Annotated in this window: 6 protein-coding genes and 1 rRNA gene; 6 read left to right on the top strand and 1 reads right to left on the bottom strand. The window is 56.7% G+C overall.

Translation table 11 applies throughout. From position 1 onward, the window contains the following. Positions 1–149 precede the first annotated feature (149 nt). The 5 genes from rrf to aceK all read left to right on the top strand — a co-directional run bounded on the left by rrf (position 150) and on the right by aceK (position 6,366). Positions 150–265, top strand: a 5S ribosomal RNA gene (gene rrf / locus HFD87_RS16730). A gap of 179 nt (positions 266–444) precedes the next feature. Then, a complete protein-coding gene (gene metA, locus HFD87_RS16725) occupies positions 445–1,374 on the top strand; it encodes a homoserine O-succinyltransferase (RefSeq protein WP_010252696.1) in 930 nt (309 codons plus the stop codon). A 263-nt stretch (positions 1,375–1,637) separates the two neighbouring features. Continuing rightward, on the top strand, positions 1,638–3,236 hold the full coding sequence (gene aceB / locus HFD87_RS16720) for a malate synthase A (protein WP_045140872.1): 1,599 nt from the start codon (positions 1,638–1,640) through the stop codon (positions 3,234–3,236). A 17-nt stretch (positions 3,237–3,253) separates the two neighbouring features. Then, positions 3,254–4,555 (top strand): isocitrate lyase, encoded by a 1,302-nt coding sequence (gene aceA / locus HFD87_RS16715; RefSeq protein ID WP_010672196.1) that lies wholly within the window; start codon positions 3,254–3,256, stop codon positions 4,553–4,555. Between the two features lie 62 nt (positions 4,556–4,617). After that, positions 4,618–6,366, top strand: a complete 1,749-nt coding sequence (gene aceK, locus HFD87_RS16710) for a bifunctional isocitrate dehydrogenase kinase/phosphatase (protein WP_010672197.1) — start codon at positions 4,618–4,620, stop codon at positions 6,364–6,366. Here the strand turns inward: aceK and iclR are convergent. Beyond that, the gene (iclR, locus tag HFD87_RS16705; protein ID WP_010252683.1) at positions 6,341–7,168 is read right to left on the bottom strand and encodes a glyoxylate bypass operon transcriptional repressor IclR; all 828 of its coding nucleotides are present in this window, start codon (positions 7,166–7,168) and stop codon (positions 6,341–6,343) included. The two genes, aceK and iclR, sit on opposite strands and share 26 nt — an antisense overlap. 194 nt (positions 7,169–7,362) lie before the next feature. Here iclR and metH point away from each other — a divergent pair, with 194 nt between their 5' ends. Then, on the top strand, positions 7,363–11,046 hold the full coding sequence (metH, locus tag HFD87_RS16700) for a methionine synthase (RefSeq protein WP_167423702.1): 3,684 nt from the start codon (positions 7,363–7,365) through the stop codon (positions 11,044–11,046). The last annotated feature ends 17 nt before the right edge of the window (positions 11,047–11,063 follow it).

Genomic DNA, 11,063 nt, shown 5'->3' with positions numbered 1-11,063 from the left:
GTAAGCGCAGCGATGCGTTGAGCTAACCGGTACTAATGACCCGTGAGGCTTAACCTTACAACGCCAGAGGCGTTTTTTGAGAGACACGATTTTCAGCCTGTACCGGATATATCTGCGCGGCCTTACGGGCGGCGCGGAGACAGAATTTGCCTGGCGGCTTTAGCGCGGTGGTCCCACCTGACCCCATGCCGAACTCAGAAGTGAAACGCCGTAGCGCCGATGGTAGTGTGGGGTCTCCCCATGCGAGAGTAGGGAACTGCCAGGCATTAAATAAGTGAAGAAGCCCCGCACGAAAGTGCGGGGCTTTTTTACGTCTGCACTTTGCCACGTTAAGCTGAAACATTTTCATTTTCTGCATCAAACCTCGACATCTTACAACGATCAGGCTAATGTTGGGCATCTGGATGTCTAAACGTTTATATGGTTGTAAGAGGTGAGCAGGTTATGCCAATCAGGGTTCCCGACGAATTACCGGCAGTGAATTTTTTGCGTGACGAAAATGTCTTTGTGATGACATCGTCGCGCGCCAGTGTTCAGGAGATCCGCCCGCTTAAAGTGCTCATACTGAATCTGATGCCGAAAAAGATCGAAACGGAGAATCAGTTTCTGCGTCTGCTTTCCAACTCGCCCTTACAGATCGATATTCAGCTGCTGCGCATCGACAGCCGCGAGTCACGCAATACGCCCACTGAGCACCTCAACAACTTCTACTGCAATTTTGAAGATATCCAGCATGATAACTACGATGGCTTAATCGTGACAGGTGCACCACTCGGGCTGGTTGATTTTAATGATGTCGCTTACTGGCCACAGATTCAGCGCGTTCTGCACTGGGCAAATGAGCATGTCACCTCAACCCTGTTTGTCTGTTGGGCGGTTCAGGCCGCGCTTAACATTCTGTATGGCATTCCCAAGCAAACCCGGCATAACAAACTGTCTGGCGTCTATGAGCATCAGATACTGCATCCCCATGCGTTACTGACCCGCGGTTTTGATGATAATTTCCTCGCACCGCACTCACGCTATGCTGATTTTCCCACTCATTTGATAACGGATTACACCGATCTTGAGCTGTTTGCTGAATCGGAACAAACCGGTGCCTATCTGATGGCGAGTAAAGACAAACGTCTGGTGTTTGTTACCGGTCACCCGGAATATGATGCCCTGACGTTGTCTGGTGAGTACCATCGCGATTATGAAGCGGGGGTGAATCCGGAAGTCCCTTATAACTATTTCCCGCAGGATAATCCGGTATTGCCACCCCGCGCCACCTGGCGCAGCCACGGCAATCTGCTGTTCTCGAACTGGCTCAACTACTACGTTTACCAGATCACGCCGTTCGATCTGCGTCACATGAACCCAACGCTGGAATAGTCCTGTCTGAAGATCAACTGAACCGTGTTAGCCGATAGCAACACGGTTTTTTTTCGCCTTTAAAACGTTAAATGAAAGCAATTCCTTTAATGGATTAAATTTTTATTGCAGATAAAACATAAGGATAGGTTAATTTTTATTTAAAAATGGAAATAGTTTTTGATTTAAAAAAATAAATGCTTATGCTCTGATCCTGTAGCTCATAAAATAAACACCGTGTGGATCCGCTGCTTTCGATCCTTTGAATACAGGAGAACGCCAGCATGACAGACTCAGTGATCAGCCATACCCTGATTTTCAGCCAGCCCTTTAGCCATGCAGAACAGCAGCTGTTAACGCCCGAGGCTGTTTCTTTTTTAGAGTCTCTGGTCGCACGCTTTGCACCGCAACGCGAAGTGCTGTTATCGGCTCGCCAGCAGCGTCAGCAGCAATATGACCAGGGCTATCTGCCAGACTTCGATATGGAAACGGCTTCCATAAGGGCCAGTGAATGGCGTATTCAATCTATTCCGGCAGATTTAGAAGATCGTCGGGTCGAGATCACCGGCCCACCCGATCGGAAAATGGTGATTAACGCCCTGAACTCAAACGTTAAAGTCTTTATGGCCGACTTTGAGGATTCGCTGTCTCCGGAGTGGTCAACGTTGATTGAAGGGCAGCTGACACTACGCGAAGCAGTACAGGGCACCCTGAGTTATACCAGCGACAAAGGCAAAATTTATCAGCTCGGCGCTACCCCTGCGGTACTGATGTGCCGGGTGCGCGGTCTGCATCTGTCAGAAAAACATGTCAGCTGGCAGGGAAAGGCAATTCCGGGCGGGCTGTTTGATTTCGCGCTCTATTTCTTCCACAACGTCCGGCCATTACTGGCCAAAGGCAGCGGGCCTTATTTCTATCTGCCGAAAACCGAGAGCTGGCAGGAGATCGCCTGGTGGCGTGAGATCTTCAGTTTCAGCGAGGATCAGTTCGATCTGCCGCGTGGCACGATCAAAGCCACTGTCCTGATCGAAACCTTACCCGCCGTGTTTCAGATGGATGAGATCCTGTGGAATCTGCGCGATCACATTGTTGGCCTCAACTGTGGCCGCTGGGATTACATCTTCAGCTATATCAAAACCCTGAAACAGCATGCGGATCGCGTGCTGCCGGATCGCCAGTCCGTCACCATGTCTCAGCCGTTCCTGGACGCTTATTCGCGACTGCTGATTAAAACCTGTCATCGGCGGGGGGCTTTTGCGATGGGCGGGATGTCAGCGCTCATCCCCGCTAAAGATCCCACGCGCAATGCCTGGGTACTGCAGCGCGTGACGGAAGATAAGCAGCGGGAGGCAGGTAACGGGCATGACGGCACCTGGATTGCTCATCCTGGTCTGGCAGAGACCGCGATGGCGGTCTTCAACGCTGCGCTGGGCGACCGGCCAAACCAGCTGCAGGTCATGCGGGAAGAGGATGCGACGATCACAGCGGAGCAGCTGCTGGCACCCTGTCAGGGTGAGCGTACCGAAGCCGGTATGCGCGCCAACATCCGTGTTGCGCTGCAATATCTGGAAGCGTGGATCAGCGGTAACGGCTGTGTCCCGATTGACGGACTGATGGAGGATGCCGCCACCGCTGAGATCGCACGCACCTCAATCTGGCAATGGATTCATCATCAGCAAATGCTGAACAACGGCCAGCAGGTCACAGCTGAACTGTTTCTGCGCTGGCTTAACGAAGAGCTGCATCTGCTGCAAAACGCGCTGGGCGAAGCCCACTTCAGCGCCGGTCGCTATGACGACGCGGCGCAGCTGATGGCTCAGATCACTACCGAGCGCGAGCTGGTTTCCTTTCTTACCCTGCCAGGCTATCGCCTGATCCCCTGAACAGAGGAGCTATTGCCATGACACGTACTCAACAGATCGATCAACTGGAACAACTCTGGCAGACCGCACGCTGGCAGGGCATTACCCGCCCTTACAGCGCAGCAGAGGTCGTCAATCTGCGCGGCTCGGTCTTGCCCGCCTGTACGCTGGCAGAGCGCGGTGCGGAAAAATTATGGGCGTTGCTGAATGGCGAGGCGAAAAAAGGGTATATCAATAGCCTGGGTGCGCTGAGCGGCGGGCAGGCACTGCAGCAGGCCAAAGCGGGCATCGAAGCGATCTACCTTTCTGGCTGGCAGGTAGCGGCGGATGCCAACGTGGCGGGCCAGATGTATCCCGATCAGTCGCTCTACCCGGTGAACTCGGTGCCGGAAGTGGTGACGCGCATTAATCAGACTTTTCAGCGCGCCGATCAGATTCAGTGGTCCAGCGGCATTGAAGCGGGGGACAGCCGGCACACCGATTTCTTCCTGCCAATTGTGGCCGATGCTGAAGCTGGTTTTGGCGGCGTGCTGAATGCGTATGAGCTGATGAAGGCGATGATTCAGGCGGGCGCGGCGGCGGTCCACTTCGAAGATCAGCTGGCAGCGGTAAAAAAATGCGGTCACATGGGCGGCAAAGTTCTGGTGCCGACTCAGGAAGCCATTCAGAAACTGGTAGCGGCACGGCTGGCTGCCGATGTGATGGGCGTGCCAACCGTGCTGCTGGCACGAACTGATGCCGACGCCGCTGACCTGATTACCTCAGACTGCGATGAATACGATCGTCCCTTTATCCAGGGCGACCGGACGGCAGAAGGCTTCTTCCGCACCCACGCCGGCATTGAACAGGCGATCAGTCGCGGGCTGGCCTATGCACCTTATGCTGACATCCTGTGGTGTGAAACCTCAACGCCGGATCTGGCGATGGCGCAGCGCTTTGCCGACGCCATTCATGCGCGTTTCCCCGGCAAGCTGCTGGCCTACAACTGTTCACCGTCGTTCAACTGGAAGAAGAACCTCGACGATCGCACCATCGCGAAGTTTCAGCAGGCGCTCAGCGACATGGGCTATCGCTTCCAGTTCATCACGCTGGCGGGCATCCACAGCATGTGGTTCAACATGTTTGATCTGGCCCACGCCTACGCCCAGGGCGAAGGGATGCGTCACTATGTTGAAAAGGTTCAGCAGCCTGAGTTCGCTGCCCGCGATCGCGGTTACAGCTTCTCATCGCATCAGCAGGAGGTGGGCACCGGCTATTTTGATCAGGTAACCAATATCATTCAGGGCGGTAAGTCCTCGGTCACCGCGCTCACCGGTTCGACCGAAGAGCATCAGTTCTGACCCTTTTCCTCTGACTGATTCCCCGTCCGCAAACCGCGGGCGGGCGTTTACCGGAGCTGATTATGCCGCCACGCGAATCATTGATCGCCCACACTATCCTGCAGGGTTTTGATGCACAGTATGGTCGCTTTCTCGACATCACTGCTGGCGCACAGCAGCGGTTTGAGCAGGCGGAATGGCAGGCGGTGCAGCATGCCATGAAGGCCCGTATTCATCTCTATGACCATCACGTCAGCCTGGTTGCCGATCAACTGCGGGTGTTGAACGGTGCGGCCAGCTGGGATGAGATGTTCTGGCTGCGGGTTAAGGACCACTATCAAAGCCTGCTGCCCGGCTATCCACGGCATGAAATTGCCGAAAGCTTCTTTAATTCTGTCTACTGCCGGTTACATGGACATGCCGATCTGCAGCCTGACCGGCTGTTTATCTTCAGCTCTCAATCCCTGACCGCACCGGTCACACCTTTGCGCCCGTTATCGCGCCGTTATCAGCCGGAGCGGGGCTGGCTGGCACTGGTGGATCAGGTGTTGAGCGATTTACCGCTGACGTTGCCGTGGCAGCAGCGCGCTCGCGACGTCGGCTGGATTGTCCGCCACCTGCAGTCGCATTTTCCCCGGCTGAACCAGGGCTGGCTCGAGGTTAACAGTGAACTCTTCTATCGTAACAAAACCGCCTGGCTGGTGGCGCGGCTGCATCTGCCGGAAGGCATCTTGCCCTGTCTGCTGCCGATCCAGCGCAGTGAAACGGGCGAACTATGGATCGACACCTGTCTGACCGATGTGAATGACGCCAGCATTGTGTTTGGTTTTGCCCGCGCCTATTTCATGGTTTATGCGCCGGTGCCTGCGGCGCTGGTTGCCTGGCTGCAACCGATTCTGCCTGGCAAAACCCTGGCGGAGCGCTATATGGCGATTGGCTGCCAGAAGCACGGTAAAACCGAGAGCTATCGCGAGTATCTTCAGGCGCTGGCAGAGAATGAGACGGCCTTTGAGATCGCACCCGGCGTGCGCGGCATGGTGATGCTGGTCTTCACGCTGCCGGGTTTTGACTGGGTGTTCAAGGTCATCAGGGATCGCTTCGCGCCGCAAAAAGAGGTGACGGAAGCGCAGGTCCGCGCCTGTTATCAGCAGGTCAAAGAGCACGATCGCGTGGGACGTATGGCGGATACGCAGGAGTTCGAGCAGTTTGCGCTGCCGCTGTCGCGCATCTCACCGGCGCTGCTGGCAGAACTCCACGCCTGCGTGGCTGAGAAGCTGCATATCGAAGGCGATCGCCTGATTATTCGTCACCTGTGGCTGGAGCGCCGTATGCAGCCGCTTAATCTCTACCTGGCCCAGGCGAATGCCGCAGAGCGACGTCACGCGATTGAGGAGTATGGCAATGCCATCCGACAGCTGGCGGCGGCCAATATCTTTCCCGGAGACATGCTGTTTAAAAACTTCGGCATCACCCGCCATGGCCGGGTGATTTTTTACGATTACGATGAGATTCGCCCGATGCAGGAGCTGCACTTCCGGGAGGTGCCCGCGGCGCGCTATGAGGAGGATGAACTCAGCGCCGAGCCCTGGTACAGCGTCGGGCCGGACGATGTCTTCCCGGAAACCTTCCGCTATGCGTTATGCAGTGAAGCCGCTACCGGCGCATTGCTGTTACAACTGCATCCGGAGATATTCGACGCCCGCTGGTGGCGCGCGCAGCAGCAGCGCATCGCCCAGGGCCATGTGGAAGAGGTGATCGCCTGGCGGCAGACGCAGCGTTTCAGCGTCTGCTACGGCGCAGATAAAGTTAACGACCGCTGTACGCCAGCGTAACCTGGCGCGCTTCGCGGATGACCAGTGCACCTAATTCAGTAATCCGATCGTCTGTCATGCGGGCGATGGGGCCGGAGATGGAGAGCGCGGCAAACGCCTCGCCATGTTCGTCATAGATCGGCGCGGCGACACAGCGTAGTCCAAGCGCATGCTCTTCATCATCAAACGAGAAGCCCGCTTTGCGCACCAGCGCCAGATTCTCTTTCAGACTCTGCGGCGACATCAGGGTTTTCGGCGTGTAGTAATGCAATCCTTTCTGATGCAGCAGGGCGGTGACCTGCTCATCGCCCAGATGGGCCAGGAACGCTTTGCCTGCGCCAGACGCATGCATCGGCAGCTTGCCGCCAATCGGCGCGGACATTCGCATCAGCTGGGTACACTGCACCTGATCAATGATCACCGCCTGGTGATCGCTGAGATCCAGCACCGCCAGATTCACCGTTTCACCGGACTGCTCCATCAGGCTACGCAGCACCGGGTGTACCAGCGCCAGCAGGTTACGGCTCTGCAGGAAACTGCTGCCGACCACGAAGGCGTGTGCGCCGATCGTCCACAGCCCGAGATCGCCCACCTGCCGGACAAAACCCTGCTGCTGCATGGTGCTGAGCAGGCGATGCGTGGTGGAGTTAGGCAAACCCGCCTGCTGAGCCAGCTCGGTCAGCGCTACGCTGCCATGTGAGTCAGCAATCAGCTCCAGCAGCGTCAGGCCGCGGGTCAGCGATTGCACCTGACCGCCCGCGGGTGCGGCGACAGGGGTGCCACGGGGTTTCTTGCCGCGCTTAACAGGAACCGGCGTTGCCATCATTGTTTCTCCTTTTGCATTGTGGAAATCATTTTCGTTTTAATCACGCGCATTGCAAACGCTGGTTTTCTGGTCAGACCTGTACAGCCGTGACCTGAAAAACTCTCAGTCGAGGTTACTTTGTCGCCTGACCAGCTTGTGCCAGAATGAAAAACGGGCTTTTCCGCCAGCAGACTGACGTGAATGGGGCAACAGTGAGCAATAAAATCGACGCGTTAAAACAGCAGCTCGCACAACGCATTATGGTGCTGGATGGTGGTATGGGCACCATGATCCAGAGCTATAAGCTGGAAGAAGAGGATTATCGCGGCAGCCGTTTTGCTGACTGGCCCTGCGATCTCAAAGGCAACAACGATCTGCTGGTGCTGAGTAAACCGGCGGTGATCCGCGAGATCCACGACGCCTATCTGGCGGCGGGTGCGGATATCCTCGAAACCAACACCTTTAACGCCACGTCGATTGCGATGTCGGATTACCAGATGGAACGTTTATCGGCGGAGATCAATTTTGAAGCGGCCCGCCTGGCGCGGGCCTGCGCCGATGCGTGGACGGCGAAAACGCCGGATCGTCCGCGTTATGTTGCGGGTGTGCTCGGCCCGACCAACCGCACCTGCTCGATCTCACCCGATGTTAACGATCCTGCCTACCGTAACGTCACTTTTAATCAGCTGGTGGAGGCGTACCGCGAATCGACCCGCGCGCTGGTGGAGGGCGGGTCCGACATCATCATGATTGAAACGGTGTTCGATACGCTGAATGCCAAAGCAGCCGTCTATGCGGTGCAGACCGAGATGGAAGCGCTGGGCGTGGCGCTGCCGCTGATGATCTCCGGCACTATCACCGACGCCTCCGGCCGAACGCTCTCCGGCCAGACCACCGAAGCTTTTTACAACTCGCTGCGTCACGCCGAACCGCTCTCTTTTGGCCTGAACTGCGCGCTGGGACCCGACGAGCTTCGTCAGTATGTGGCGGAACTGTCGCGCATCGCTGAAGGCTACGTGACCGCCCATCCCAACGCCGGTCTGCCCAATGCCTTTGGCGAATACGATCTGGATGCGGAACTGATGGCGCAGCAGATTGGTGAATGGGCCACCGCCGGATTCCTGAACATTATCGGCGGCTGCTGTGGCACCACACCGCAACATATCGCTGCCATGGTGGCGGCGGTTGAAGGCGTCGCACCGCGTCAGTTGCCGACGATCCCGGTGGCCTGCCGTCTCTCCGGTCTGGAGCCGCTTAACATCACCGCAGAGTCACTATTTGTTAACGTCGGTGAGCGCACCAACGTCACCGGCTCGGCAAAATTTAAACGGCTGATCAAAGAAGAGAAGTATAACGAAGCGCTGGAAGTGGCGCTGCAGCAGGTGCAGAGCGGCGCGCAGATCATCGATATCAACATGGATGAAGGCATGCTCGACGCCGAGGCGGCGATGGTACGCTTTCTGAATCTGATTGCTGGCGAACCCGATATTGCCCGCGTGCCGATCATGATCGACTCCTCAAAATGGGAGGTGATTGAGAAAGGGTTGCAGTGCATTCAGGGCAAAGGGATCGTGAACTCAATTTCGATGAAAGAGGGTGAAGCGGCCTTTATTCATCATGCGCGTCAGGTCCGGCGTTACGGCGCGGCGATGGTGGTCATGGCGTTTGACGAAGTGGGTCAGGCGGATACCCGCGCCCGAAAAATTGAGATCTGCCGCCGTGCTTACCGGATCCTCACCGAACAGGTCGGTTTCCCGCCGGAAGATATAATCTTCGACCCCAACATCTTTGCGGTCGCCACCGGCATCGACGAACACAACAACTACGCCATGGATTTCATTGGTGCCTGCGAAGATATCAAGCGCGAGCTGCCCCATGCGATGATCTCCGGCGGCGTCTCCAACGTATCGTTTTCATTCCGTGGCAACGATCCGGTGCGTGAAGCGATACATGCCGTCTTTCTCTATTACGCCATCCGTAAAGGCATGGATATGGGCATCGTCAACGCAGGCCAGCTGGCGATTTATGATGATTTGCCGGCAGAACTGCGCGAGGCGGTAGAGGATGTGATTCTTAACCGGCGGGATGATGGCACCGAGCGGCTGCTGGCGCTGGCGGAGAAATACCGTGGCGGCAAAAGCGATGGCTCGCAGGAAAAACAGCTAGCGGAATGGCGCAACTGGGACGTGGTGAAACGGCTGGAGTATTCGCTGGTCAAGGGGATCACCGAGTTTATCGAGCAGGATACCGAAGAGGCGCGCCAGCAGGTACCACGGCCGATAGAGGTGATTGAAGGCCCGCTGATGTCTGGCATGAACGTGGTCGGTGACCTGTTCGGTGAGGGCAAAATGTTCCTGCCGCAGGTGGTGAAATCGGCGCGCGTGATGAAGCAGGCGGTGGCGTATCTGGAACCCTTTATCGAAGCCAGCAAAGAGGCGGGGCGCAGCAACGGTAAAATCGTGCTGGCCACGGTCAAAGGCGACGTGCACGACATCGGCAAAAATATTGTCGGCGTGGTGCTGCAGTGTAATAACTACGAAATCATTGACCTTGGCGTGATGGTGCCGGGCGAAAAAATTCTTAAAACGGCGCGCGAAGTGAATGCGGACATCATCGGCTTATCAGGCCTGATTACGCCGTCGCTGGATGAGATGGTCAACATGGCGAAAGAGATGGAGCGTCAGGGCTTTACCTTACCACTGCTGATTGGCGGCGCGACAACCTCGAAGGCGCATACCGCTGTCAAAATTGAGCAGCATTACAGTGGCCCGACGGTCTACGTGCAGAACGCCTCACGCACCGTTGGCGTGGTGTCGTCGCTGCTTTCCTCCACGTTAAAAGAGGATTTCGTCGCCCGAACCCGCAAAGAGTACGAGACCGTGCGCATTCAGCATGCACGCAAAAAGCCGCGCACGCCGCCGGTCTCGCTGCAGGCGGCGCGCGATAACGCCACCTCAATTGACTGGGAGAGTTACACGCCACCCGTGCCGCATCGTCCCGGGGTCAGTCAGGTGGAGGCCAGCATTGAAACGCTGCGCAACTACATCGACTGGACGCCATTCTTTATGACCTGGTCGCTGGCGGGCAAATATCCCCGCATCATGGAAGATGAGGTGGTGGGTGAAGAGGCGCAGCGTCTGTTTGCCGATGCCAATGCGATGCTCGACAAATTAAGCCAGCAGTCGCTGCTGAAGCCACGTGGCGTGGTCGGTATTTTTCCGGCTAACCGGGTCGGCGATGATATTCATCTCTACAGTGATGAGCGGCGTGATGAGATTTTGTGTGTGAGTCATCACTTACGCCAGCAGACCGAAAAAACCGACTTCGCCAACTACTGTCTGGCGGATTTTGTGGCCCCGAAATCGAGCGGCAAAGCGGACTATCTCGGTGCTTTCGCGGTGACCGGCGGGCTGGAAGAGGATGCGCTGGCGGAGGCGTACGATCGTCAGCATGACGACTACAACAAGATCATGGTGAAAGCGCTGGCTGACCGTCTGGCGGAAGCCTTTGCCGAATACCTGCACGAGCGGGTACGTAAGGTGATCTGGGGCTTCGCGCCCAACGAAAATCTCAGCAATGAAGAGCTGATTCGGGAAAATTATCAGGGGATACGCCCGGCGCCAGGCTATCCGGCCTGCCCGGAGCACACTGAGAAAGCCGCCATCTGGCGTCTGCTGGCGGTGGAAGAACAGACCGGCATGAAGCTCACCGAATCCTTTGCCATGTGGCCGGGCGCGTCAGTCTCTGGCTGGTACTTCAGCCATCCTGACAGCCGCTATTTCGCCGTGGCGCAGATCCAGCGTGACCAGGTGGAAGATTATGCGGCACGCAAAGGGATGTCGGTCATGGAAGTGGAGCGCTGGCTGGCGCCGAATCTCGGCTACGACGCGGACTAAATAAAAAAGCGGCCTGA

Origin of the sequence: Pantoea sp. EKM21T (assembly GCF_011800405.1) — a bacterium.
GTDB classification, from domain to species: domain Bacteria; phylum Pseudomonadota; class Gammaproteobacteria; order Enterobacterales; family Enterobacteriaceae; genus Pantoea; species Pantoea agglomerans.
This window is presented reverse-complemented; position numbering and strand designations above follow the sequence as displayed.